Here is a 26,492-nt window from a genome sequence, read left to right as displayed (position 1 = left end):
GATCCCCCTCAAAGATATAATTTCTCACAGCCGGTTCTACTGAAAGCGGTTATGCTAGCCGTAACATGGTCGGCGGTTAGTGGTGCAGCAGACGACTCAGGAATGCCCGCGCTCTTTCTTCCCGCGGTTGATTGAAGAATTCGGAGGAAGCGGCATCCTCAATGATGCGCCCTTCATCCATAAAGACGACCCGGTCTGCGGCTTCACGGGCGAAGCCCATCTCATGCGTAACCACGGCCATGGTCATGCCTTGGTGAGCGAGCGAACGCATGACATCCAGCACTTCGCCTATCATTTCCGGGTCGAGTGCGGATGTTGGTTCATCAAACAGCATGATTTTCGGGTTCATCGTCAATCCGCGGGCAATGGCAACCCGCTGCTGCTGGCCGCCTGAGAGCTGGGAGGGATAGCTGTCCGCTTTGTCCGCAATCCCGACCCGCTGCAGGTACGTCATCGCTTTTTCCGTGGCTTCCGCTTTGGTCATTCCCAGCACCTTCATGGGTGCAAGGATGATGTTGTCGATTACCTTCCTGTGCGGATACAGATTGAAATGCTGGAACACCATGCCGATATCCCGTCGGAATTTATTAATGTCGATCTTTCGGTCATGAAGCTTGACTCCATTCACAACAAGCTCGCCATCGCTTATGCCTTCGAGTCGGTTGATGCAGCGCAGCAGCGTGCTTTTTCCGGAGCCGGATGGCCCCACGATGACAACGACTTCCCCCTGGGAAATGGTCAGGTCGATTTCTTTCAGAACATGGAAGGTTCCGAAAAATTTGTTGACTCGGCTGAATTCGATCAGTAGAAATCCCCTCCTATTCACTTTAAAATGACGCTGCAGGCATGTAAGCTTTTGTCCTGTCTTGGTGCCAGGCCCTTTTTACACTGGTATGGCAAAGGGAGCTTGTTCCATGCCACTTTTAGGAAAATTTAGTATCCAAGCGGTGGGGAGTGAGATATAATAGGGTGCGTCATTAGGATGAAGGAGGCAACATGGATAAACGTGCAAAATTGACCGAAATCGACCTGGTTCGGGGCTTTGCGATGATGGGTGTGCTGATGGTGCATGCAACTTCATTCGCCACAGTTCAGATGCGCGGGGACGATTTTTTTGGCTTATATAACTTCCTGAACATTTTTTCGAAGGTCGGAACGACAACATTTATTTTCCTGAGCAGCTTTGTGCTGTTCTATAACTATTACCATCGTCCGTTCAAGGGCAGCGATCTTGCGCGGTTCTTCAAGAACCGGCTGATGTATATTCTGGTCCCGTATCTGCTGTTCTCGATTCTGTTCTTTACCGTGGCCTGGTATCATCGCGGGGGCGAGTCGAATCTAGCAGCGATGCTAGAGAGCTTCTGGCCCAAGCTGTTGACGGGAAAATCTTACACGCACTTATATTTCATCTTCATTAACATTCAGTTCTATGTGCTGTTCCCGCTGGTGCTGATGCTGCTGAAGCGGTTCCGCGGCTTCGCGGCGTCGAGCGTGCTGGTGGGCATCGTACTGCAATGGCTGTTCTATCTCGGCAATGATGCCTGGTGGGACGTGACCAACCGCAACAGCTGGTCGCTGTCATTTTTGTCGTATTATTTTCTCGGGGCATGGATTGGCATCTATTATGACCGGGTAAAAGATTGGCTGACTTCAGCACAGGGGACCGCAACGCCAACGCTGCGCAAGCTGGGCTGGGTCGCGCTTTGGGCAGTGTGGCTGGGCGCCGCGCTGGTGCATATAGGTCTTCGATACAATCAGCGGCTGCTGGGCATGGAATATCACCCGCTGCTCTACGATGCGTTCTGGAATGTACACACATTAACGACTGCGCTGGTTATGCTCCAAGTAGCGCTGAGCTTCGGGAATAAGCGTGCGTGGTGGCTGAACGGATTCAGGCGGATCGGGGTATATTCCTTCGGTATTTATCTGGTTCATCCTTTGGTTTTGCTGATCTACCGGGATTTCCCTCCCCATACAGAGAACTCCTGGCTGCTGCTGGCGTGGTATGCAGGGGGGCTGGTCAGTGCGCTGGCCGTTTCGTACATGGTGGTATACAGCATCAGCCGCCTTGGCCGCTGGACATGGATCTTCTTTGGCAAGCTGCCGGGAAACCTGCGGCCGGGACGAGCTACGGGGTCACCGGTTCAGGCGCCGCCTCTTACAGAGACATCATCGTAGAAATCTGTGGATTTAATAAGGTGCTTTCCTCGGCAGGGGAGAGCGCCTTTTTCTTTTGGCTTCAGGTGGCGATATTTCAGAATGACTCCCTGATTTTCGGAATGAGGTTAAGCTGTCCGAATGTCATGTTATATTTTGTTTTAAACACAGGTCAACCACATTCGTTACATACATGAAAGCGAGGGAATGGCAATATGAGTGGTAGCAGAAATCAAATAGTAAGCGGTTTCATTAAGGCGGATGGCAAACGGATTATTAATGGGGATGGTCAGGAGATTTTGCTGCAGGGCGTCGGACTGGGAAGCTGGCTGTTGCCGGAAGGATATATGTGGAAGCTGCCGGAGCAGGGAGACCGTCCGCGGCGCATCGAAGGCATGGTCAAAGATCTGATCGGAGAGGAGAAGGCATCGGCGTTCTGGGAAACCTATTATGAACGGTATATCGCCGAAGCTGATATTCGGCAAATGGCCCATGAGGGCTACAACTCGATTCGGGTGCCCATCAATGCCAGGTTCATTATGGAGGAGGGGCAGCAGCCGCCTTTTGCATATCACGAAGGTCATTTGAAGATGATCGACCGGGTCATCGATTGGTGCAGGACGTATTCGCTGTATGTTATTCTGGATTTGCACGGCGCACCTGGCGGACAGACGGGTGCGAATATAGACGATTCCGAGCGGGATTTACCGGAGCTGTTCACCGACCCGCTGAACGCAACGCGTACGGTGGCGCTGTGGCGGATGCTGGCCGAGCGATATAAAGATGAATGGATCGTTGCCGGTTACGACCTGCTCAATGAGCCGCTGCCGGATTGGTTCAGCGAGTACAATGACCGGGTGATGCCGCTGTACAAGGAGATCACCGCAGCGATACGCGAAGTGGACAAGCGGCATATGATTATTTTGGAAGGAGTGCACTGGTCTACGGACTGGAGTATTTTCGACGATAAATTTGATGACAACCTCATGCTGCAATTCCATAAGTACTGGAATAATCCCGATACGGAGAGCATTCAGAAGTATCTTGATCTGCGCGAGGAATGGAATGTGCCGATCTTCATGGGGGAGGGCGGCGAGAACAACCCGCAGTGGTACACGGGGGCATTTCGGATGTTCGAGGACCATAATATATCCTGGAACTTCTGGACTTGGAAGAAGATGAACACTCAAAACTCGCCGTTCTCGATCAGAATGCCGGAGGGCTGGGATCAACTGACGGGTTATCTGGAAGGTGGAGCGAAGCCATCTCCTGCCGAAGCGGAGGCTATTCTGGGCCAATACCTGGATCATCTTCCGCTGGAAGCATGTGATGCCTATCCGAACGTGTCCCGGTCCCTGCTGCGCCAGCTGCCCATACAGATCCCGGCAGAGTTTTACGGATATCGTGGTGAGGGCCTCTCTTACCATGTTGGAGCAAAGGCCAGGCAGGATATCGGCTTTCGGGTTCGTGACGGTGTTCCGATGCGGATGATTACAGGCAAGATGGAAAAACCAAGTTATGCGCCGGAAGGCGGCAAGCCATGGGTAGAGGATAACTTGGTATGCTTGCAGCTCCAGGAGGGGGATTGGCTCGCTTATGATGCGCTAAGCGCATCAGCAGGCGTCTTCGATCTGGACATTCGGGCGCAGCTTCCGACGGGTTCCGTAGACATCATGCTTCAGGTAGGGGAGCGGGAGCCTGAGGTTATCTCGTTATCGGAGTCCGGTGAATGGCAGTGGCAAATATATAAGCTGACTGAGGCTATGCCGGTCGAGGAAGGACCGGTCGATGTGGTGATGATGGTGAACAAAGGCGTAATCGAGCTGGATTGGCTGGAGTTCTCGGAATCCCGTTGAATTTAGATGGTAAAGGGGAGATGCGGCTGTGACAGAGCAGGCTGGTATATCGGAAGGGCTGTACCAATGGCTGGACGGCTCCGATCTGGAATCGAAGCAGGGCACGGCAATGATGCTGCTTAGTGTAACGGAAGATCTGTGGCCGCATACGGCGATGATAAGCGTAGGAGAGATTGTCGCTCTGGACCGGAGCAGGCTTAGACTTGCGCTCTGGCCGGGGACGGTGACAACCGGGAACCTTCTGCGCTCAGGTCAGGCAACCCTGGTGGCTATTCATGATGGAGCAGCCCATTATGTTCGGCTGCGGCTTCAGGCACTTCCCGATCTGCCGGATGCCCGGCATCCGCGGCAGCGTTTTGCCGCCGAAGTGGTGGCTGTACGCGAGGATATCGCGAAGTATGCCGACATTCTCTCGGCGGTGAAGATCCAGCTGCACGACCCGGATGAAGTGCTGGGGCGGTGGAAGGAAACGATTGAGGAACTGCTCAAGTAAACGTTTCCTTGTGAAATAAAGGCTCTATATATGGCTCCCGGCATATGCCGGGAGTTGTATATGCCTCGCTGTGGTTAATCGGAATGATGCCGAATAAGGCAGCTTATAATTTTACGCAGAATCTTTTGGTTTGGTATTTGCTATCGGCGGCCAGATGTGTTAAGATATGAATATCGAAATCGACCTGAATTCACATATTGTAGAGGGTTGTCATTTCTGGTAACCTTGTGCAATATGTGAATTTTTTTATTCCGTCTGCGAAGAAAAAAGGTCATGTAAATATATATCAAGGAGGATTCCCCCATGCAAACAGGAACTGTTAAATGGTTTAATGCTGAAAAGGGCTTTGGTTTCATCGAAGTTGAAGGCGGTAACGATGTATTCGTTCACTTCAGCGCGATCCAAGGCGACGGCTTCAAAACGCTTGACGAAGGCCAACGCGTTGAATTCAACATTGTTGAAGGAAACCGTGGACCACAAGCTGAGAACGTTGTTAAATTGTAATTACAATTGAAAACTGCCCTTAATGTGAGACATTAAGGGCAGTTTTCTTTTATACGGCGTTTCTGTTTTCTAAGACGAAAATAAGGAGGAGCGTTCATGTATTCGCGTAAAAACTCGATGGAGAGTATTCCTGAAGAAATAACGGAAGTTTGGGCATGCACAAAGGAAGACTGCAAAGGGTGGATGCGGGACGATTTTGCGTTCGACACGGAACCGGTATGCCATTTGTGTCATTCCCCTATGGTCAAGGAATCGAGAAGTCTGCCGCAGCTTGTTAATACCAATAAACAACAGAAATCTCTGGCTAAGGGGATTCAGATCGAACGCAAATAGCAGCTAATACCTAGAGAAAGCGCTGGGCAAATACGAATTCTTCTTGAAGCTACCTTCGGATTTTATGGTAAATCCGTCTATTTCTGTTTCATTGGAAGGAGAATGGTTAGTAATATGTGTACCCTTAACATTCTGAGCTCAGAGTGATTTCGCAGCATAGGGGTCGCAAAATTCAAAGGAGTGAAATGTATTGAACACGCAAACCGAGGTACTGAAGCGAAACATCGACAACATGATCATTCAGGAGAACCAAGGCGGCTTGAACGATCAGGAGAAATTCATCATGCAGAAGCTGATGCGTGAGAAGTATCAACAGGAACACGAGAGTAAACAGGAACAGCGTGAGGAAGACAAAGAGGATTAACTGGGAAACCGTTTGATATACGTTGGAAAAAAGCGGATAATGCTGCTGACGTGATCGGTTAGATCACGGATAGCAGGATTCATTTGCAGGATTGAGGCATGAATGACAGCTCTTGAAGCTGCTGTTCATGCCTTTTTTGTGTTATGGGGAGGACAAGGGCTCTCATCGAGGGAGTTTACCCGAAAAATGAGCCCCTTGAAACGAAATCTGAAACCTTACATGCAGGGGAAGTACGATCTACAATAGAAACATAGAGAATGTAAGGGTTTTCAATCTGATAGGATCAACTTGGAGGTCATAACCATGCAAAATCAACTTCATGCCGACGTTTCCGAAACCGGTGTCGGTCCATCGAGGGAACCTTCTGCGCAGGATCAGAAGAAACTTGATAGAAAAAGATGGCTCCGAAAGCTCTACGGTCAACGGCATCTTCAAATTATGGCACTGCTCGGCATTGTGTGGATGATCATCTTTAACTACATTCCCATGTACGGTGTCATCATCGCATTTAAAGAATTCAACATTGTGAAGTCCATTGGCGAGGCCCCATGGGTTGGGCTGGAGCATTTTAAGGAGTTTTTCTCGGACGAGGACTTTACGAACGTCATGCGGAACACACTCGGCATCAGCTTGCTGAAGCTGTTCATCGGTTTTCCGCTTCCGATTATCTTTGCGCTTTTCCTGAATGAGATTCGGTCTGTTCGCTACAAGAGAACAATCCAGACGATCTCTTATCTTCCTCACTTCTTGTCATGGGTTATACTGGGCGGCATTCTGATGACCTGGCTTGCCGACATCGGAATTATCAACAATATCTTGCTGGCTCTGAATATCATTGATGCGCCGATCACGTATCTGGCCGAACCGAAATATTTCTGGGGGATTATCATCACCTCGGATATATGGAAGGAGCTTGGTTGGTCTGCGATTATTTATCTGGCAGCCATCGCCAGCATTTCTCCTGAAATGTACGAGGCATCCACGATTGACGGTGCAGGACGGTTCCAGAAGATGTGGTACATTACGCTTCCAAGTATCAAATCGACCATCTCCATTCTTTTCATTCTGGCGGTCGGTGGTGTGCTCAATTCCAACTTCGATCAGATTTTGGTGCTGCGGAACTCGCTTAATGAAAGCGCGAGTAACGTAATCGATATTTTCGTGTACCACACCGGGATGCAGAACGGACGTTACTCCTACGCGCAAGCGGTCGCACTCTTCAAGTCCGTCATTGCCATTATCCTGCTGCTGATCGCGAACCAGGTTACCAAAAAGCTGAACGACACATCACTATTCTAACGGGAAGGGAGACGGAAATTCCATGCTTAAACGCAGAACCAAAGGCGAAGCCTTCTTCGATATATTCAACAACTTTGGCATGTTGATTGTATGCTTTTTGACGATATACCCGATCTGGTACGTGCTGGTGAATGCCTTCAACGACGGGCAGGATGCCATGCGCGGAGGTATCTACTGGTGGCCACGGGTATTCAGCTTCGAGAATTTCAGCGCGGTGTTTCAGAGCTCCGGCATCATGACTGCCATGGGAATTACCGTGGCCAAAACCGTGATCGGCGTGTTGATCCACGTCCTCTTCACGGCAATGGTTGCGTATGCTTTCTCCCGCAAAGGCTTGATTGGCGGCAAGTTGTATATTCTGATGGGAACGGTGACCATGTTCTTTGGCGGGGGCCTCATTCCTACCTATCTGCTGATCAAGGACTTAAACATGCTGGACAGCTTCCTGGTATACATCATTCCGGCAATGTTCAGCTTCTTCGATCTCATCATCTTCATGACGTTCTTCCGGGAAATCCCGGACGGTCTGGAGGAGGCTGCGAAGATTGACGGAGCCAACGACTGGTCGATCTTCCTCCGGGTGGTGCTGCCAGTGTCTATGCCGGTTATCGCGACGATCGCACTTTTTCATGGGGTGTTCCAGTGGAACGATTATTTCACCGGGGTTATCTACATTAACAATACGGATTTGCAGCCGATCCAGACGTATTTGTATAAGGTTGTGGCTCAATCCAGCTCCAACCAGATGATGGCCCAGGTTCCGGGCGGTGTCGCCAAGACGGTCACATCGCAATCAATCAAAATGGCGACCATGGTGGTGACCACTGCGCCTATTGTATTCGTATATCCGTTCCTGCAGCGGTACTTCGTCAAAGGGATGATGATTGGTTCCATTAAGGGATAAGTCGGTGTTCAGCTTTCCTCTCCCATCTTCCGGAGAAATCCGGGAGGAGAGAGAGATACAGGCGGTAGCTTCTCTTGCCACATCCGGCGGGAGTTCTATATAATCATATTTTTAAATAAGAAAAGGGGAAAACACATGAGCAAGATGCTTAAGCCAAAGAGCCTTCTGTTGTTGATGTTCGCACTGGTCATGGCCTTTACAACAGCATGCTCGTCCGGCGGTGATAATAGCGCGTCGGAAAAAGAGGAGGAAAAACCGGCAGAAGAAGTGAAACTGACTCAGGATCAGCCGGGGTGGCAAGTTGACACTTCACCGATTACGTTTGACTGGTACATCAACTTTGCCTGGTTCCCGAACAAATGGGGCGAGGATATTACTTCCCAATACGTAACCAAGAAGACCGGGGTGAATCTTAACCTGATCGTACCGGCGGGGAACGAAGCCGAGAAGATGAATACGATGATTGCATCCGGTACCTTGCCCGATTTTATTACGCTGGGATGGTATGAAGACGCTGTCAAAAAAATGATTGAAGGCGATCTGGTCCTGCCTCTGAACGAATTGGCCGATCAGTATGATCCGTATTTCTATAAAGTATCCGACCCTGCAAAAGTGTCATGGTACACGAAGGATGACGGCAACATCTACGGTTATCCGAATGCTTCCTCATCACCGAAGGACTATGAGAAGTTTGGCGACAACATCACGTCGAACCAAACGTTCCTGGTACGTAAAGACATGTATGAGGCGCTTGGAAGCCCGGAGATGCGCACACCGGAAGGTTTCCTGAAAGCGCTTGAGGACGCCAAGAAAATGTTCCCGGATGTGAACGGGCAACCGCTCATTCCGTTTGGTCTGCATGATTTCCATGAAAAAGGCAACAGCTCGTTGGAAGGCTACCTGCAGAACTTTCTGGCCATTCCACAGGATAAAGACGGAAAGCTGAATGACCGCACGACAGATCCGGAATATGTAAAATGGCTCAAGACCCTGCGTCTTGCTAATGAAAAGGGACTGATGTCCAAAGATATCTTTGTGGATAAACGTCCGCAAATGGAAGAGAAAATGGCACAGGGCCGTTACTTCGCGATGCTCTACCAGCGCAGTGATATGGCGAACCAGCAGAACGCGCTGTTTGCTAATGATCCGAACTCCGTGTACATCGCGGTTGACGGACCGGCCAACTCCAATCTGGATCAGCCGACCCTGTCCGGTCCATCGATTTCCGGCTGGACGGTTACATTGATCTCCAAGAACGTAAAGGACAAAGCACGTGCCATCCGCTTCCTGGATTACCTGATCTCCGAAGAAGGACAGCGTGACACCTACCTTGGCGAAAAAGGCGTAACATGGGATACGATTGACGGCAAAGACCAGTTCCTGCCTGAAGTTGCGCAGCTGCTGAACAGCGACCGCGGAGCGTTCGACAAGAAGTACGGAGCATCCCATACCTTCTGGATGCTGATGGATACCAATATTACGCCTGCTTGGGCACCTCCGGCTGTAGAGCCGTTCAAGCAGCTGGAAGACTGGACGCGCGGCAAGACGGAAAGCTTCTCGCAATTTGACCAATTGGACCCGGATGCAAGTTCTGAGGAAGGCATTATAAATGACAAGGTCATGAACGAGTGGGGTAAAATACTGCCGAAACTGATCTTTGCCAAAACCGATGCCGAGTTTGATCAGATTTGGAACGGTTATTTGGAAAAACGCGAATCGCTCGGATTTGCCAAAGTGCATGAATACAGACAGAAAGAATACGAAGAGAACGTGAAGAAGCTTGAGGAATTCCTGCAATAAGGATTTCGTTTACGATCTGGTAGATGAACAGAATGAAGGCTTTAGGTACCCTATCCTCGATTTTGTCGAAATAGGGTGCCTTTTGTCGCATCACGAGATAATATAGGGTTTGTATCCGATCGGCTGATGCTGTTGTCCTTGTCCATTCTGGATTAGGGTATGTTCATTACATAAAACGGGATGTGACAGTCATGGTGAAACGAATGGCATCGCTTATTCAATCGTTTACTTATTGGTTTGGCCGCAGGTCCATGCAGAGCCGTCTGGTTGCGGCCTATATATTGATTCTGCTCATTCCGAGCATCATCGTATCGAACTATTTTTTCAAGCAGATTCGGGAGACCTATATTAGCGATGCGCTGAACCAGAACTCATTCCTGCTGGAGATCGAGAAGATGAACATGCTTAACCAGATTGAGGCGATCGAAATGGCTGCACAGCTGTCGATTTCGGATGATGGAATCAAGGAGTATCTGCGGTTGAGTGAAGAACCCGAACCGGCATGGCTGATTGAGTTGGCTTGGGGGCCATTTAAGGACATGCAGCGAATTCAGACGAACAACCCTAACATTACCCACCTTCGTTTATTTACGGATAATCCGAACGTTACGGAGATGTGGCCTATTATATTTCAGGAGAACCGGATTGTCGGTGAGCCCTGGTTTTCTAAAATCAAGGAATTAAACGGTGGGGAACTATGGGTGTTCAACCACCGTGACCCTGATATTTTACAGCGTTACGCAGCGGATGTGTCCGAGGAATTGCCAAAGGTATCCTTGATCCGTCAGGTCCATCTCGGGAGTTACAGCGGAGTGGTCCAGGTTGACATGCTGCTCAAGTACTTTGCTCCGAAGACCTTTGCCGGTATCCTGGATGAAAGCTCACAGATGATGATCGTAGATCAGGAGGGGCAGCTGTTCATGGACAGAAGCCAATCGTTCATGACCGGCCATGAGGGCTTGCGGAAAGAGGTCGAGGTCCAATTCGCTAACCTGAGGCAGCAGGCCGATGATCTGGAAAAAACGGTGCATGCGCAATTCAGCGTGAATGGTTCCTCGTTCTTGCTGATTGCAACGCCGGTGGAGCGGCTTCATGCTTACGTGCTGAATGTCGTGTCGCTGGAAGGGGCTCTGAATAACGTATCCAAAGCCCAGGGCCAGATTATAGCAGCCAATATCCTGCTGATCATTCTGCTGTCGATCATTACGTACTACATGAATTCCATCATCCTGAAGAGTTTGAGGCGTTTAACGGAGGCAATGAAAAGAGTCCGCAAAGGGGAAGTCACTGCGGGCCTGACCATACAGGGCGGCGGCGAGGTTGGAGAGCTGGCGCATCATTTTAACAAATTAATCCGAACCATTAACGAACTGATTGCCCAAGGGGTAAGGAAGCAAGCGGTGACCAAGGAGGCAGAGCTTCGGACGCTGCATAGTCAGATTGACTCCCACTTTCTGTACAATACACTTGAGAATATTAAGATGCTGGCGGAAATTGAAGGGCAGCGGACGATCTCGGACGCGCTGACCTCGCTCGGCGGGATGATGCGCTACAACTTTAAGTGGTCGGGAGAGTACGTGAAGCTGAGGGATGAGATCCGTCATATCCGCAATTATATTGATGTGATGAATATCCGTTTTGATGAACCGATATGGCTTGAGCTTAACATACCGTCTGAATTTATGGAGCTTGAGGTGCTCAAGATGTCACTGCAGCCGATTGTGGAGAATGCCGTCAAGCATGCCTGGCCAGAGGCGCTGGATCAGGAGAAACGGGTTAAGATCAACGTGATTGCATGGGAAGAGGACCGAATTACGATTAACGTAACGGATAACGGGATCGGTATTGAGCCGTATCGACTGGGCAGGCTGGGTGAGAGTCTGCGCACGGTTGACAATGAAGACCTTCCTTCCGGGGACTACGGAAGGGGAGGGGCACAGGCTGGAGGAATCGGACTTCGGAATGTGCACCAGCGAATCCGGTTGTTCTACGGAAACGATTATGGACTCGAAGTGAAGAGCGAAGAAGGAATATTCACGCAGGTGACCATGACGTTCCCTAAGGTTCTGTTAACAGGAGGAGGCAGTGGACATGAGAAGTCTGATGATCGTAGACGATGAGAAGAATATCCGGCATGGACTGAAAATGATGATTGAACGGGAGTTCCCGGATCAATACGATATCCGGATAGCTGCACAGGGACAGGAAGCGCTGGATTCCTTTCATGAGCAGCCGGCCGATATCGTAATTACAGACATCCGGATGCCGGTCATGGACGGGATTCGCCTGATTGAGGCATTTACTGAGCTGGAGAGCACACTGGGGGTTAAGCCCATCGTGCTAATCTTAAGTGGTTATGATGATTTTGAATATGCGAAGGCAGCGATCCGGTATCAGGTGAAGGAGTATTTGCTTAAGCCGATTCGCCGGGATGAACTGTTCGCCGCGCTGAGAAAGACGGAAGAAGCGTTGCTCTGGCAGGCGGATGTGCATAAACGAATGGCGGCCAGCGAGGTGTATTTTCAGCAGCTGCAGGCCCATCGCCTGAAGGAGCTGTTAGAGCAGCCGGAAGGTTCCCTTAAGGATATGGAAGCTGCGGCGAAAGAGATCGGCTTTGATACGTTTATGAAGCCGTTCCGACTTGCAGTGATGAAGTATAAGTATGAAGACGGCAATGCCATGAACAAGAATGAGCTCAAGCAACTGATTGATCATATAATGGCTTCTGTCGAAGGGCGAATCAGTGCTTGCTTCCTGGACGGCACAGGAAAGGTTGTGCTGATCGGGAGCCCGGACGGTTTATTCGAGGAGCTTGCACGGCAGTTTACCGAGCGAGAGATGGACGGGCTCTTCGTAGGGATCAGCTGCGAGGGTTTCCGGGTGGAAGATATCAGGGCTTGCTACAAGCAAGCCCTGACCGCGATGAATTATACGTTCATACATCCTAACGTTAAGTTGATGAGTCATGACGATATTCAGGGAGCGCTGCATACCTATCCGGTGCCGGAGGAGGATATCCGCAAGCTGGGCAATATGCTGGGTACAGAACGCGAGCGTGAGATCAAGGCGCTGCTGCTGGATATTTTTCATATCGAGGATATGCCGCATGTAGCCATTGATTATTTGGAGCAGGTCAGCAAGCGGATTAATGAACAGGTACTGGATGAAGTGTTTCGAATTTACGGGGAGTCTATGGTGGAGGTATTGAAGCTGTACCGCAAGGTAGGCACGATGGACAATTACCGTCATTTTCACTCGTATTTCAGAAATCTGGAGCATCTGCTGCTTAACGTGAATGAATACATCAAGGGCATCCGCTCCGCCCACAGCGAGCATTCCGAGATCAAAGCCGCTGTGAGTTACATGGAGGAGAATTTCCATAGACCGCTTAATATGGCGATGGTCAGCAATCATGTTTCTTTGAATTATTCCTATTTCAGTGAAGCGTTCAAGGCTCATACGGGCGAGAACTTTGTGGTCTTTCTCAAGAAGCTGCGGATTGCCAAGGCCAAAGATCTAATCCAGGATGGGACACTGAAGCTTACAGACATAGGCAAAGCCGTCGGGTTTGAGAACATCAAGCAATTCTCACGTGTGTTCAAGGAGCTTGAAGGGATCTCGCCGCATGAATTCCGGATTAAGGTTCAGACGGATGCCGGGCTGCAGCAGGGATAGCCTGGCTGCCATTTCCTGTGCATCCCTTATCATCCTGCCGTTTTCTGCGCTTGGAAAATGGCGGGATGTTTTAAGTGAGAGGAGATATCCAACCTCTTGCTTTATCCTTTTTATGGTAAAATAAATTGTTGGAGGTGTGTCATGTCGAAATCGGCCAAATGGGTCTGGGTATGGATTGTAGCCTTAATTGTTGTATGTACCGTTGTTGTGCTTGAACATCAGAAGAGGATGGAGCAGGGGGCGAGAATGACCCTGCAAAGCGTATTGGGGACGTCTCTTGCTCAAATATGGAGCCACTATACCGACATCCTGAAGCTGAAGTCGATGCCGCTTCATGAAGCGCGCCTGGCGGAGGTTCGATTGAAGCTTGCGGCGATTGAAGCATACTCCAGGACGGCGGATAAGGCTGTCCATTCTTCATTGTTAAACCCGATTGCGGAGAAGATGCTGGCCTTGTCGGATAGCATTCGGGACAGCTACGCAGAGAACGGTCGTTTCCTGGAAGCTGACGAGGATAAATACGCTCTCATCATGCGGGATTCGGAAGCGCTGCTCTCCCTTATGAGCGAGGTATACTATCTACCAGAGTCGCAGGAGGGTGCCGAGGTGACGCTGAATATATCCAATTACGATGGATTGGTAGCGCTTAACAAACGTTTGGGGCAAGATCTTCATGGTTATTCGGTCAAGTAGAAGGCATTCATACATAGCAAAAAAAGACACCTTACCGGGGTTCCTGGTTCCTGCCTGGAATTAGCGATGGGTGTCTTTCCTATATACAGGATTATGTAATCCTTGTGTCTTCTATATTTACTGAGCGGCTGTTTCCAGCATGGACAGCGTCATTTCCATTTTGCGGGTGATTTCTTTCTGCCATTTCACGTCTCCGAGCTGGATGGCGAGATTCAGCAGGTCCAGATAGTCATCCATTTGCAGAGAACAGCGGCGGGAAGTCGTTTTCATAAGTCAATCGGCTCTCCTTTTATCTATAGACTCTCCAAGCGAAACAGGTGTAACCTCAAGTGTTGCATAGATTCTCAACACATTCTCACTTGTCCGGTAATGATAATCATTATCATGTGGCTAATTCTCATTATAAAGACTTCCCGCACGGGATGCAAGTCACTTTCTCGAATTTTTCGAAAATGATTTTAATTCATAAAGAACCGCTGTCTATATTTCCGCGGAGATATGCCTTCCTGCTTCGTGAAGCAGGAGGTAAAGTAGGCCGCATGGTTGAATCCGACCTCCTCTGCGATACGACTGATATTGAAATCCGTCTGCATCAGCAGCATCTTGGCTTGCTCGATCCGGTAGCGCTGCAAATATTCAACAGGCGAGCAGCCGAATTCCTTCTGCATGCAGCGCGCAATATACACAGGGTGAAAGTTGATGCGGTCACCAAGCTCCTGCACCTTGAATTCCTCACGATAATGCTTCCGCAAATAAGCCGCGGCCCGTTCGGCGCAAGCGGACGAAGGCGAGGATACCGGCGTATCGAGTGCGGCGGTCAGCTGTTCAATGAGCTCTTGAAAAACCACCTGCTGCCGCCATAAAAATTTGGCCTGATGGCCGTACTGAACCAGCGAGGACATGGTTGCCAGAAGCTCCATGGCTTTCTCCGGTTGAGGCAGGGTGCCGAACTGGGGGATTTTGACGGTAAAATAGTTCGGCGCCATCGCTTTCAGCTCCGGCACCTCCTCTTTTCTTGGCGCCTGGACGGTCTCGTCGGCATGCCAGTCCCCGGAGGTCTGGAAATGGAGCCAGTAATAATCGGTCTCTTCGGTACATCCGTTTGTACCAAAATGATGCGTATCGGGCCGCAGGATGAGATACATGCCCGGTTTGATCTCATAGGGATTTCCATTCTCTGTAACATCAAGCCGACCCTTCATGACAACGAGCAGATCGAAAATGCCGATGTTCTTGCGGTTGGGATGTCCACCATGGATGGGAGCCCGGGTGAGACCGCTATTGATATATTCCGGAAGCGGCGGAACGGTGAAATTCAGGATGGTCATAGGAAAGCCCTTTCGTGATCCTCGAGGTTTGAATTTTTATATTTTTCGTTCGGAAAATGATATTATAACTCCAGTATACCATCTATAATTTGAGAAGGTTAAAGACCGTTTTATCATGAATTGTGTTTAACCCTTACATCATGGGTGGAGGTTGGAATGTTGGATAAAAACACAAGCAAATTTACACTATGGGTCCTTGCGTGGCCTATATTTATTGAGCTGTTCCTGCAGTTTCTGCTTGGAGCAGTCGATACATTGATGGTTAGCCGTATATCTGATGACGCGGTTGCGGTGGTAGGCTTCTCCAATCAGCTCTTTCAGGCGATGACAACGCTGTTTATGACAGTTGCCAGCGGTGCCGGTATCCTCATTGCGCAAAAAATCGGCTCCAGCAAATCAGGGGATGCCCGAACGATCGCGATTATGGCACTAAGTGTGACTACCTTAATCGGCATCGTATGCAGCGTGATCTTATTTGCTGTGCCGGAGCAGATTGCCGCTGTCCTTCAATTGCCGGAGAACCTGCTTCCACTTGCCGGCACCTATATCTCGATTGTTGGGGGCGGCATGGTGCTGATTGCCATGATGGCGACGATGAGCACCGTCATTCGCAATACCGGGAACACCCGAGCCCCCATGTACGTAGCCATTGGGATGAACATTATCCACGTGATTATGAACTACGGCTTTATTTTTGGGGCCTTTGGCTTCCCGCAGTGGGGGCTAACCGGTGTGGCAATTTCGACGGTGGTCAGCCGTCTGCTTGCTGTGCTGCTGCTGCTCTATATATTCCTGCGTTCGTTTGAATACCGGGTCAAGTGGAGAGAATTCCGAGTGTTTGACCGTCCGCTGTTTGGCGAGGTATTAAAAATCGGCTGGCCGCTCGGGGTGAATATGTCCTGCTGGGTGTTCTCGCAGCTCATCATTTACACCTTCATTGCTACGCTTGGCGCTGCGGAGCTCGCTGCCCGCACGTATATGAATACACTCGAATCCTTCTGCTTCCTGCTTGGCTCGTCCATCGCGATGGCCGCCCAAATTCAAATTGCCCATCTGTTCGGGGCAGGACGTACGAAGGAGGCCTACCGAAGCGCCTACCGCGCGCTGGGCTTCGGCACGATTTATGTTGTTGTTAACGGCTTTATCTTGTTTGTATTCGGCAAGCAGCTGCTTGGCATGTTTACCAATGATCAGACCATCATCGCAATCGGGGCCTCTCTGCTGGGCATGAACCTGATTCTTCAGCCGGGCAAAATGCTCAACATGGCACTAGGCAACTCACTCAATGCTGTGGGCGATACGAGGTTCACGATGTATATTTCCCTTGGTTCGATGTGGCTGGTCGCCACGGTGCTGTCCTACGTGCTCGGCGTTCATATGGGCTGGGGACTGATCGGTATCTATTCGTGCATGATCGCTGACGAATATCTGAGAGGTGCACTGTCTTACTTCCGCTGGCGCAATCAGAAGTACCTGCGCAAGGCAGAGCGGCAGGCAGAGCCGATGAACCATCACACGACCCCAATCGAGCCGATACCGGCACAGGTGTAATTTCAGGGTATAATATAGATAAAGGATACTTCGGCCGTGCGGCATCGAGGTATCCTTTTTTTGTGAGATACAAAAAAAATAAATATCGAAAACTTTTCTCCGGCATGGCAGGGTATTATAAGTGATTGGCCAAGTGGAAGGAGGGAAACACGGTTTGGTACACGACCTTATACAACGACTAAAAACAGAATACAGCGATGAAGGTTTTGAAGAGCTGTACCGGTTATATGCGGATCGGGCGATTCGCACGGCAACGGCGGTAACCGGAAGTGCGGCAAGCGCTGCCGATGTAGTCCAGGAAACCTTTATCCGGGTTTACCGCAATCTGGGGTCCTATGATTTGAGCAGGCCCTTCGATCCGTGGTTCAACCGGATTCTCTATAATGAGTGCAACCGGTATTTGAAGAAACATTCGAGGATGGTGCCCTCCGAGATTTCGGAGGAGCGGGATCTTCCTTCGGAAACCGACACCTACGATTTCGACCGGCATGGTGAGGTGTACGAGATGGTACAGCGGCTTGATGACGAGCATCGGATCCCGGTGATTCTGAAATATTTGAATGATTTTGCCGAGAAGGATATTGCCGACATGATGGAGCTGAACGTCAACACGGTGAAATCCAGATTGTTCAGAGCAAGAAAGAAGTTAAAGGAATGGATGCTGCAAAAAAGGGGAGGGAATCAGCATGGGACGTGATCCATTGGATAAACAGCTTAAAGACAGCTTAGAGAAGGGTACGGATGATGCGATGCAATATAAAGATGAGATATGGACGTCGATTAAAGAGCGTATTCATAGTGAGCCTGCGCCGCAAAAGGCCGAATCCGAAGCGCCATTCACTCCGCGCGAGTCGAAGGTAAGGCGCCGGCCTCGGCGAAGAGCTGCCGGCTGGATCGTGGGAACCGCAGCCGCAGCAGCGATCGTGTTTGCCGTCAGCTTTCAGACGGTGCCTGTCCAGGCTTTTATCGATCAGGTGAAGGAATGGTTTGCTCCAGAGAAAACGGTGGAGCAGGAGCTTGAAGGGATGCCGGAAACAAGTGTGGATTCCTTGCATGAGGGTGCGGATTACGTGATTTATATAGATGAGAGCCGGTTTAAGATGGTTCATGGAGCGGACGTTGACCGCATTGAATTGAAGGAGAAGCCGACGGATGACCGCTATCCGGAAGTGTTCATGGAAATCTCGCAGGAGGGCATCGCCCCTAAAGCTGCAGCGGAGCGAATCCAGGGTGAGTTGCAAGACTATCCGAAGGTAGAGTCGAATCTGGTCGAGGAACCGGTTCAAGGCTGGGAAGTGCGTGCCATTGGCGGAACCGGCGGTAAAGAGTGGGACGATCCGGTAGTGCGGTATTATGTTTTTGATAACGGGCAGGGCGGCAGCTTTGTTGTGAAGCAGCAGTATTTCCTGGAGGCCTCGGAAGGCTTCGGCGTACGTTTCCGGAACATGATGGAAGAGTTCCATATTACCTCGAATACAAATACAAAGGACGATAAAGAGTAAGGATTTATGAATAAAATTAGAATGATGTTGATAGCGTCAGTGTCAGCCCTTGTTATGGGGGGATGCAGCAATGAAACCGCCTTTGGCAGAGCCTCCGGTTGACACTTCCGTGCAAGGACTTGAATAAGGGTGTATCGGATGACACAGGAAGGGGCTATGGAGAAACCGGGGCAGGCAGATTGAGGCCGAAGCGTATTCGCTGAATGAAGCAAACCTGCGATGTTGTCGGATTAACATGGATAAAGAGTGAGTTGCAAAAGGATAGTCCAACCGGATGGTGTGGGCTATCCTTTTTTTTATCAATGATAAATACATCACCTTATATGTAGTGTTATATAACACATTGATAAGGTTTATATATAAATAGAAGCTCTCCCGAATCTTGGAATTTAATATTTTCAATTTGTTGAAAATGGCTAAAAATATAAGAATATCGTTTCATATCTCTATTTGTAAACGCTTTTTCTATTACATGTCAATTTTGTTATATTAACTAACATTAAATAGAATAACGCTAACGAATACATATTATTGAGTCAGTTAATATGACATAACCTTACATCAAAGGAGAGTGCAATGATGAAACCAAAGTCAAAACGTCCCATAGCCGTCTGGAGTACCGCTGCATTAACTGCTTTTGTTATTTCCTTATCCCCGATCGGAAGTTATGCGGCGCACGCTGCTGCGGTGACGGAAGTCAAGGGAACGGTTAGTACGCCAGCCCCTGCACAGACCCCTGCAGCGCCTGGGAGAAATACGACGGTTCCTCCATTATCGCAAGCTTCCAAGCAGTCGGCGAAACCTAACGTTCTGGTAGTTGCGACAGGCGGGACATTGGCAGGTCAATCGACAGATGCCACTAGCTTCCAATCTTACCGGGCGGGTACGCTGAAGATTGAAGACATGGTGGGTGAACTCCCGAACACGGACAAGATTGCGGATATCAGCACTCTCCAGTTCGGCAACTCCGGATCCAGCGCCTATACGATGGCGGATTTGTATGATCTATCCCAGACCGTCGACCAAGCCCTGAAGGTGTATGACAGCGTTGTTGTCACAACGGGAACAGATACGATGGAAGAGATTGCGTACTTCCTTGATCTGACCGTGCAAAGCGATAAGCCTGTGGTGATTACAGGCTCCATGAGACCTTGGACGGTTATCGGTTCCGATGCCCAAGCGAACCTGTACAATGCCATCAAGCTTGCCGGAAGCGGCCGCACAGAATCCTTCGGTACCGTGCTCATGCTGAATGATACGATCCATCTGGCGCGCGGCGTAACCAAAACCAATGACTACCGCACCGACACTTTCGAAACGCCGATGCTCGGCGCAGTCGGATATATCGATGATGAGAATATCCGGATATATCGTGCCCCGCTTCGTGCAATGAAGGCAGAGGGAGAAGGGAAGCCGGTATTTGACCTGAGCAAAATCACGAAAGCGGATTTGGCGAAGGTTGAGATTGCGGTTTCCTATCAGGAAGCTGGCGGCGGCGCGATTAAAGGCTTTGTTGCCGACGGAGCAAAAGGCATCGTCACTTCCGGTACCGGCGCAGGCGGTATCTCGAGAGAGATGAGTGCGGCCCGTAAAGAAGCGATCGAGAAGGGGGTGGTTTTCGTAACAACGACCCGGACAGGCTCCGGTAGCGTATACAGCGGCGGGGAAGGCATCATTTCAGGTGACAACCTGAGTCCTCAACAAGCGCGTGTGCTGCTGCAGCTCTCCCTGTCCTTTACAGATGATTTCAATACCATCAAAGGCTGGTTTGCAACTTACGGAACGCCTGAAGTGTAATCTCAGTCATTTTTTAGCTGCTCCTTATTCCTACTGAACGATGAAGTTCCTTCCTCCACCATATATTTTGCCGCCAGGGATACCCTGGCGGTCTTTTTTTGTGCATGCAGACAGCAGTAAGACCAATGGGCATGATGGATTGTCACATTCGTGTAACAAACCGGGGTTAGAGTAGGTTCTGAGGTGATGATATGAAAATACAATTCAAAAAAAGAAACGCAGGAGGTATTTCGCAACGCGTTAGTTCCCAAAGTGCGGTAAGGCACCGGGTGAAGAGGCGCTGGAGAGCCTCCGGGCTGCTCCTCCTGGCATCCATTGTAATGCTCGTAGCCGGATGCGGTGAATCTGCCCCTAACACCAAGCCCCCGGTAAATGGGGAGAATGGATCTGGGCAAATACAAGAGGAGCCCAAGGGCAAAATTACATTTTGGAACCAGCAGCGCAAAGGGACAAACTTTATGAATTCCGAATCGCTGCCGGAGAATTACGAAGCCGCCAAGGAACGTTATATCGAGTTTATTCGGCTTGCCCCGGACAAATGGGCCAAGGACCGTGATTTTCTGTTTAATGACCAGCCGGACTCGAAGCCGAACCGTGACTTCCTTATCGGGAATGCAGATCAATATGAAGGCTTGGTGGAGGAGGATTTTGCTAAATTAAAGGGCGATCTGGATGCGGCTGAAGCTCGCGGCTCCAAAGTAGTGCTGACTGTCCTCAGTCTCCCGGGAGACCGCTGGAGGCAGTTTAATAACAAGAAGAACGATGATCGGATATGGGAAGATGAAACTTATCATGAACAAGCAGCACTTTTCTGGAGAGATCTTGCAAGCCGATTGAAGGATCACCCGGCGGTGATTGGTTACAATCTGATCAACGAGCCGCATCCCGAAACGGCGACGGGCTTTCACGATTTCTGGACTGAGGATTATGCCGAATGGTATAAGGGGGTTGAGGGCACAGCCGCAGACTTGAACAAGCTGTACGATACTATCGTCAAGGCCATTCGAACGGTGGATTCCGACACACCCATTATTTTAAACTCGGGCCTATATGCCACGCCGTGGGCATTCCAATATTTGAAGCCGGTGCAGGATGATAACGTGTTATACGCTTTCCATATGTATGAGCCTTATGAACTGACAAGTCAGAACAAGAAAAAGGGCCTTGCAATTGAATATCCGGGAAAAGTGAAGGTTGGAGAACAGCAAACAGAAAAGGAATTCAACAAAGAAACTTTAAAACAATTTCTGGAGCCCGTTGCCAAATGGGCGGCTGAACATAACGTTCCTGCCAATCGGATTATTGCCGAGGAGTTCGGGATTAACCGGATGGTAACCGGAGCAGATCAATATCTAGCCGATTTGATATCCATATTTAACGAATATGGCTGGCATTGGGCGTTCTACGCATTCAGAGAAGACACTTGGGACGGGATGGATTACGAGATGGGAGATAAAAAGCCGAATTGGAAGTACTGGGAGGCAATTGAAAAGGGAGAGCAGCCGCCTCGAATAGAGATCGACAGTCCGATGTGGGATGCTCTGAAAGAGGGACTTGATAAGCAGTAGTTGCCGAAAAATGTTAAATAGAGAAATGGCGGTGCTCAGGGTAATCCTTGTACCGCCATTTCAATTTATCAGTCTGCTGCCGCTTGACTGAGTAAGTTGATGGGCAAACGAAAGTCCTCCAGCTTCTATTGCTTTCTATGTCAGCTATTTGTATACTTTACTATAGTAAACGATTACTACAAGTGAGGGATACTATGAAGAAGCCGACCACGATACATGATATAGCCAAGATGGCAAACGTTTCTTCGGCGACGGTTTCACGCGTGTTGAGCAACAGCAGCTATCCTGTCAGCAAGGAGCTTAAGGAGCGTATCCAGCAAATCGCGAAGGAATCCAATTATATCCCGAATATGCTGGGTAAACAGCTGAAGAAGAATAGCAGCAATACGATCGGAGTCATCATTCCTTCTATTGTGAATCCGTTTTATTCTTCCGTCATTTTCGGGATCGAAGAGGTAGCCCGGCAGAATAACTTTACCGTTATCGTGTGCAATTCCTTGCAAGATCCTGCGCTGGAGGATGAATATTTAAGGACGATCATGGAGAAACAGGTCAAGGGCTTGATTATCTCCTCGATTTCCAAGGACAAGAGTCAACTGACACAATTGATGAAGCTTGGCTTGAATGTCATCGCAATTGACCAGAAGATCGATGAGGACAACGTCAATCAGATTGAGTTCGACTACCATAAAGCAGGCTACCTGGCGACCAAGCATCTGCAGGAGAAGGGGCATGAACGCATTGGTTATGTTACTTCCAAGCTGGATCGTCCTAGCCGCCGAAGCATTCACCAGGGTTACATGTCGGCCATGAAGGACGCGGGTTTGAAGCCGCTGGTGGTCGAGTCTCAGACTGAGGAAGTGTACAATGCCATCACCGAATTCGATACCGGCAAGCAGCTGACGCAGAAATTGCTGGAGCACTCGCCGCAGCCGACGGCGATTTTTGCATGCAATGACATGATGGCCTTCGGTGTGATCAACGAGCTGTCCCAGCGCGATATTCAGGTGCCGGAGCAGGTTTCGGTTATGGGGTTTGACGGCATCGACGTGGGACAGATGATTCATCCGCCGCTCACGACGATTAAGCAGCCAGATTATGAGATGGGGAAGATGGCCTGCAAAATGCTGCTGGATATGATGCAGGGCGATGACAGCCCGATGTTTGACGTGATGCTTCAACCTAAGCTGCTGGAGAGAAAGTCGATCCGGGATATCCGGGGCGAGGGGAAATGATGCAGCGGAATAAAGCCTGAGCAGGTATTGCTCGGGCTTTATTTTTTGCGTTAAAAAGATATCGATTACTGAATAATGACTTGATCCCATTCAGTAACAACATGTGGAAAACTATGCCTAATAAACCTCGTAATACCTTATACAAAGCCTGACCTCGGACTTGTGAAATAAAAATCATTATTTAGATAATAGAAAACTCTATTCAAGAAAGGGCTTCCATGCTATACTCGGTACAGAAATCGATTACTATAAATTTTAAAACATTTGGAATGAGCTGGAGCAGAAAACACGCAATCCTATTTTTAAACAAAAAAAGGAGGGTTTTCAATGTCGAAGAAGTTTAGTGCGATCTCCCTGATGCTGGCGTTTATGATGATTTTCAGCGCATGCTCCTCATCCGGCGGGTCAACCGATGGGGAGGCATCACCTGATCAATCAACAGACAATAAAGAGAAAGTGACCCTGAAGATTGGGCTGCCTGGAAGCTACGAGGTGACGAGCAAGGAGATTATCGATGGATTTATAACCTCCCATCCGCACATTAAGGTTGAAATTCAAGAAGCGCCGTGGGGGGACTTCACATCCAAGATCGCCACACAAATCGCAGGCAACACGATGCCGGATGTCTGGTTCCAAGAGAACGCTACCATACTTAGCTACGGACAGCGCGGTGTAGCAGAGGATCTATCCTCCTACATTGAAGCAGATCTGAAGGCAGACGAATATATCGACGGTTTGTTCTCGGCCAAGGCACCCGACGGCAAGGTCTGGGGTGTGCCTCATGGCATTAATCCGATTGCACTCGCGTATAACCAGGATGTTTTCGAGAAAGCTGGCGTCGCGGTGCCGACGGATGACTGGACCTATAACGATCTGATCGAAGCCTCCAAGGCACTGACGGTCAAGGAAGGAGACAGAACGAGTCAATTCGGATTTATCGGATCGTTCTCCATAACCAACGGATGGTTCCCTTGGATCAAGCAGGCAGGCGGATCCGCACTGGATGATACCTTGACGAAATCGCGGTTTGACGACCCCAAGACTGCAACCGGGTTGCAGCAGCTGTACGATGGGCTGGACCAGGGATATTTTGCGGACATCGACTTTCTGAAAGCGAACGGCGGCGAGCTCGAAGTATTTGCAAGCGGCAAGGCGGCGATGTATTTCCTCCAATACAGCTTGCAGGTGAATATGAACGAGAGCTTTGCGGATACGAACTGGGATGTTGTCAAAATTCCGAAAGGCGTTGACGGCAAGCGTTATGTTCCAATGGTAGCCAACACTTGGCTTGTCTCCTCCAGAGCGAAGCAGGAATCCAAGGATGCTGCCTGGGAGTTCCTGAAATATTATCTCAGCGACGAAGTACAGGACATGATCGTCAAGACGGGTTCCACATTGCCTGTGAAGAAGTCGGCGTTGGATCAATTGAAGGACAGTACAACGAAACCGCTGAACAAGGCAGCTTTCACGGACGGCATTGATGAAGGCGGCGTTACCCTGGATGAGAATGCTACCTGGAGCGAATGGCGCATTCTGGTGCAGCAGGTGGTCAATGAAATCATGGTAGGCAATGTTTCAGTTGAGGAAGGCGCGAAAGATATTCATACCAAGGTTCAGGAAGTGCTGGACTCCAGTAAATAGCTTCATGGGATCAGAGCGGGTGCAGTCTTGACGAAGTAGCGGATTGCATCTCTTTCCCGCTATCGAAAGGTAGGTGTGTCATGCAGAAACAAGGATACTGGGGCTATATATTCACATTGCCATTTGTCGTTAACGTCGTGGTATTCCTCTTATTTCCGATTGTGTTCTCCACGTATATTTCCTTCACGGAGTGGGATTTGTTTAACGCGCCGAGATGGATCGGGCTGGACAACTGGGTTCGCGTCTTGAACAAACATGAGTTCTGGGTGTCCATCCGAAATGTATTTGTGTTTGCGCTCATTTTCGTACCGATTCAGACAATCATGGCGTTTGTGATCGCCTTTATGCTGAATCAGGCCATTCGGGCAAAGGGATTGTTCCGCCTGTTCTACTTCCTGCCCGTCGTAACCCCGTGGATCGCCGGCGGCGTGGTATGGGTATGGATGTTCAACTACCAATACGGTGTCATCAACTGGGCACTGGAATCCATGGGGCTCGACCCTGTGAAATGGATTGATAGCAGTAATTGGCTGATGGTGATCTCCAGCATCGCAATCGTTCAGGTCTGGAAGGGCGTAGGACAATCCATGATCATGATTCTGGCAGGCATGCAAAATGTTCCGAAGGAGGTGCTGGAAGCCTCGCAAATCGATGGCGCCAATGGCTGGAAGCAGCTGACGAAGGTTGTGTTCCCGATGGTAACGCCGATGGTGTATCTCGTGATGATTTTGTCGACCATATCGGCGTTTCAGGCATTTGATGTGTTCCTCGGTTTGTTCGGTTCCATCACCACGGGGATCCCGGAACGGAATATGGTTCCGAATCTGCTGGTGTACCGGGATGCGTTCCTGCTCTTCAAAATGGGCCCTGCATCCGCCACGGCGTGGCTGCTGTTTGTCATCATTCTAGTCTTCACCCTGTTCCAGAAGTATTTCGAGAAGAAGTGGGTGCACTATGACTAAGACCACTCACCCCTTACTTAAGGTGCTTATGTACCTGCTGCTGATCGTTGGTTCGGTGTTCATGGTGTTCCCATTCATATGGATGTTGTCTACGTCGCTGAAAACGGTAGGCGCCATTTCGCAGATGCCGCCGCAGTTAATCCCGAATCCGATGAATTGGGATAACTATATGACGATATGGAACAAAATCGACTTCGGTCGTTACACCATGAACAGTTTTTTCATCGTTTCGATCGAGATGGTGGGTTCCTTGGTCTCCAGCGCATTTGTGGCCTTTGGGCTTGCGATGTTCACCTTCCGTCTGCGGGGTCTCATCTATATGATCATGCTGGCAACCTTGATGATACCGTCTCAAGTGACGATGATTCCAACCTATTTCATCTGGAAAGAATTTGGCGCATTGAACTCGTATTACCCTTTGATTGTGCCCAGCTTTCTGGGCGGGGCGTTCGGTATTTTCCTGATGCACCAGTTCATCAAGTCCTTGCCTAAAGAGCTGTATGAATCGGCTACGATTGATGGCTGCAGCCCTCCGGGCATATTCTTCAAAATCTATCTGCCGCTGTGCAAGCCGGCACTGGCTGCGCTGGGGGTATTCACCTTCATGGGCGCGTGGAACAACACGCTGGGACCCTTGATTTACTTGCAAGACAAGGAATTATATACATTACCGCTCGGCTTGCTCTACCTGAAATCGGAGAATGTCAACCAAGCGCTGCTGATGGCAGGGGCCGTCATTACGACACTGCCTGTTGTCTTGGTTTATCTGTTCGCGCAGAAGCAATTTGTTCAGGGTATCGCTTCGACAGGGATGAAGGGCTGAAGGAGGA

At 49.7% G+C, this 26,492-nt stretch carries 24 protein-coding genes; 21 read left to right on the top strand and 3 right to left on the bottom strand.

Annotation, left to right across the window (positions count from 1 at the left end; all coding sequences use genetic code 11):
* Nucleotides 1–76 precede the first annotated feature (76 nt).
* Nucleotides 77–826 (bottom strand): amino acid ABC transporter ATP-binding protein, encoded by a 750-nt coding sequence (locus B9D94_RS25970; protein ID WP_036643923.1) that lies wholly within the window; start codon nucleotides 824–826, stop codon nucleotides 77–79.
* 170 nt (nucleotides 827–996) lie between these two features.
* Between B9D94_RS25970 and B9D94_RS25965 the strand changes: the two genes are divergently transcribed.
* The 12 genes from B9D94_RS25965 (at nucleotide 997) to B9D94_RS25915 (ending at nucleotide 14,078) form a co-directional block, all read left to right on the top strand.
* The gene (locus B9D94_RS25965; RefSeq protein ID WP_076151208.1) at nucleotides 997–2,178 is read left to right on the top strand and encodes an acyltransferase; all 1,182 of its coding nucleotides are present in this window, start codon (nucleotides 997–999) and stop codon (nucleotides 2,176–2,178) included.
* Between the two features lie 194 nt (nucleotides 2,179–2,372).
* Entirely contained in the window at nucleotides 2,373–4,013 is a 1,641-nt protein-coding gene (locus tag B9D94_RS25960; protein WP_148248344.1) for a cellulase family glycosylhydrolase, read from the top strand.
* Nucleotides 4,014–4,041: 28 nt separating this feature from the next.
* Nucleotides 4,042–4,506, top strand: coding sequence for a hypothetical protein (locus tag B9D94_RS25955; protein ID WP_006207895.1), 465 nt, complete (start codon nucleotides 4,042–4,044; stop codon nucleotides 4,504–4,506).
* 303 nt (nucleotides 4,507–4,809) lie between these two features.
* Entirely contained in the window at nucleotides 4,810–5,010 is a 201-nt protein-coding gene (gene cspD, locus B9D94_RS25950) for a cold-shock protein CspD (protein ID WP_006207896.1), read from the top strand.
* Nucleotides 5,011–5,106: 96 nt separating this feature from the next.
* Nucleotides 5,107–5,343, top strand: a complete 237-nt coding sequence (locus B9D94_RS25945) for a cold-shock protein (protein ID WP_006207897.1) — start codon at nucleotides 5,107–5,109, stop codon at nucleotides 5,341–5,343.
* A gap of 190 nt (nucleotides 5,344–5,533) precedes the next feature.
* Nucleotides 5,534–5,707, top strand: coding sequence for a hypothetical protein (locus B9D94_RS31185; RefSeq protein WP_172964001.1), 174 nt, complete (start codon nucleotides 5,534–5,536; stop codon nucleotides 5,705–5,707).
* A gap of 303 nt (nucleotides 5,708–6,010) precedes the next feature.
* The gene (locus B9D94_RS25940; RefSeq protein WP_036643917.1) at nucleotides 6,011–7,006 is read left to right on the top strand and encodes an ABC transporter permease; all 996 of its coding nucleotides are present in this window, start codon (nucleotides 6,011–6,013) and stop codon (nucleotides 7,004–7,006) included.
* Nucleotides 7,007–7,028: 22 nt separating this feature from the next.
* Nucleotides 7,029–7,910, top strand: a complete 882-nt coding sequence (locus B9D94_RS25935; RefSeq protein WP_006207899.1) for a carbohydrate ABC transporter permease — start codon at nucleotides 7,029–7,031, stop codon at nucleotides 7,908–7,910.
* 135 nt (nucleotides 7,911–8,045) lie between these two features.
* A complete protein-coding gene (locus B9D94_RS25930; RefSeq protein WP_006207900.1) occupies nucleotides 8,046–9,710 on the top strand; it encodes an extracellular solute-binding protein in 1,665 nt (554 codons plus the stop codon).
* Nucleotides 9,711–9,901: 191 nt separating this feature from the next.
* Nucleotides 9,902–11,830: a cache domain-containing sensor histidine kinase gene (locus B9D94_RS25925; RefSeq protein WP_253806046.1), complete on the top strand. Its 1,929-nt coding sequence runs from the start codon at nucleotides 9,902–9,904 to the stop codon at nucleotides 11,828–11,830.
* Nucleotides 11,802–13,385, top strand: a complete 1,584-nt coding sequence (locus B9D94_RS25920; RefSeq protein ID WP_148248342.1) for a response regulator — start codon at nucleotides 11,802–11,804, stop codon at nucleotides 13,383–13,385. Before B9D94_RS25925 ends, B9D94_RS25920 begins: the two co-directional genes overlap by 29 nt.
* A gap of 141 nt (nucleotides 13,386–13,526) precedes the next feature.
* Nucleotides 13,527–14,078, top strand: a complete 552-nt coding sequence (locus B9D94_RS25915) for a hypothetical protein (RefSeq protein WP_148248341.1) — start codon at nucleotides 13,527–13,529, stop codon at nucleotides 14,076–14,078.
* Nucleotides 14,079–14,195: 117 nt separating this feature from the next.
* On the opposite strand, the gene B9D94_RS31180 is transcribed toward B9D94_RS25915, so the two are convergent.
* A complete protein-coding gene (locus B9D94_RS31180; RefSeq protein WP_006207904.1) occupies nucleotides 14,196–14,348 on the bottom strand; it encodes a hypothetical protein in 153 nt (50 codons plus the stop codon).
* 188 nt (nucleotides 14,349–14,536) lie between these two features.
* Nucleotides 14,537–15,406: an AraC family transcriptional regulator gene (locus tag B9D94_RS25910; protein WP_148248340.1), complete on the bottom strand. Its 870-nt coding sequence runs from the start codon at nucleotides 15,404–15,406 to the stop codon at nucleotides 14,537–14,539.
* 156 nt (nucleotides 15,407–15,562) lie between these two features.
* Between B9D94_RS25910 and B9D94_RS25905 the strand changes: the two genes are divergently transcribed.
* From B9D94_RS25905 to B9D94_RS25865, 9 genes are all read left to right on the top strand, one after another.
* Nucleotides 15,563–16,957: an MATE family efflux transporter gene (locus B9D94_RS25905; RefSeq protein ID WP_148248339.1), complete on the top strand. Its 1,395-nt coding sequence runs from the start codon at nucleotides 15,563–15,565 to the stop codon at nucleotides 16,955–16,957.
* Between the two features lie 154 nt (nucleotides 16,958–17,111).
* On the top strand, nucleotides 17,112–17,654 hold the full coding sequence (locus B9D94_RS25900) for an RNA polymerase sigma factor (protein WP_006207907.1): 543 nt from the start codon (nucleotides 17,112–17,114) through the stop codon (nucleotides 17,652–17,654).
* On the top strand, nucleotides 17,644–18,459 hold the full coding sequence (locus B9D94_RS25895; protein ID WP_148248338.1) for a hypothetical protein: 816 nt from the start codon (nucleotides 17,644–17,646) through the stop codon (nucleotides 18,457–18,459). Before B9D94_RS25900 ends, B9D94_RS25895 begins: the two co-directional genes overlap by 11 nt.
* A 576-nt stretch (nucleotides 18,460–19,035) precedes the next feature.
* Entirely contained in the window at nucleotides 19,036–20,256 is a 1,221-nt protein-coding gene (locus B9D94_RS25890; protein WP_148248337.1) for an asparaginase, read from the top strand.
* 191 nt (nucleotides 20,257–20,447) lie between these two features.
* The gene (locus B9D94_RS25885) at nucleotides 20,448–21,824 is read left to right on the top strand and encodes a glycoside hydrolase family 5 protein (RefSeq protein ID WP_148248336.1); all 1,377 of its coding nucleotides are present in this window, start codon (nucleotides 20,448–20,450) and stop codon (nucleotides 21,822–21,824) included.
* Nucleotides 21,825–22,018: 194 nt separating this feature from the next.
* Nucleotides 22,019–23,059, top strand: a complete 1,041-nt coding sequence (locus B9D94_RS25880) for a LacI family DNA-binding transcriptional regulator (RefSeq protein ID WP_006207911.1) — start codon at nucleotides 22,019–22,021, stop codon at nucleotides 23,057–23,059.
* A 327-nt stretch (nucleotides 23,060–23,386) separates the two neighbouring features.
* Entirely contained in the window at nucleotides 23,387–24,700 is a 1,314-nt protein-coding gene (locus B9D94_RS25875) for an ABC transporter substrate-binding protein (protein WP_148248335.1), read from the top strand.
* 80 nt (nucleotides 24,701–24,780) lie between these two features.
* Entirely contained in the window at nucleotides 24,781–25,662 is an 882-nt protein-coding gene (locus B9D94_RS25870) for a carbohydrate ABC transporter permease (RefSeq protein WP_006207913.1), read from the top strand.
* The gene (locus B9D94_RS25865) at nucleotides 25,655–26,485 is read left to right on the top strand and encodes a carbohydrate ABC transporter permease (protein WP_063478461.1); all 831 of its coding nucleotides are present in this window, start codon (nucleotides 25,655–25,657) and stop codon (nucleotides 26,483–26,485) included. Before B9D94_RS25870 ends, B9D94_RS25865 begins: the two co-directional genes overlap by 8 nt.
* The last annotated feature ends 7 nt before the right edge of the window (nucleotides 26,486–26,492 follow it).

It is taken from the genome of Paenibacillus sp. Cedars (genome assembly GCF_003184205.1).
GTDB classification, from domain to species: Bacteria; Bacillota; Bacilli; order Paenibacillales; family Paenibacillaceae; genus Paenibacillus_AQ; species Paenibacillus_AQ glucanolyticus.
The sequence above is the reverse complement of the archived record's forward strand: the minus strand, read 5'-3'. Positions and strand labels throughout refer to the sequence as shown.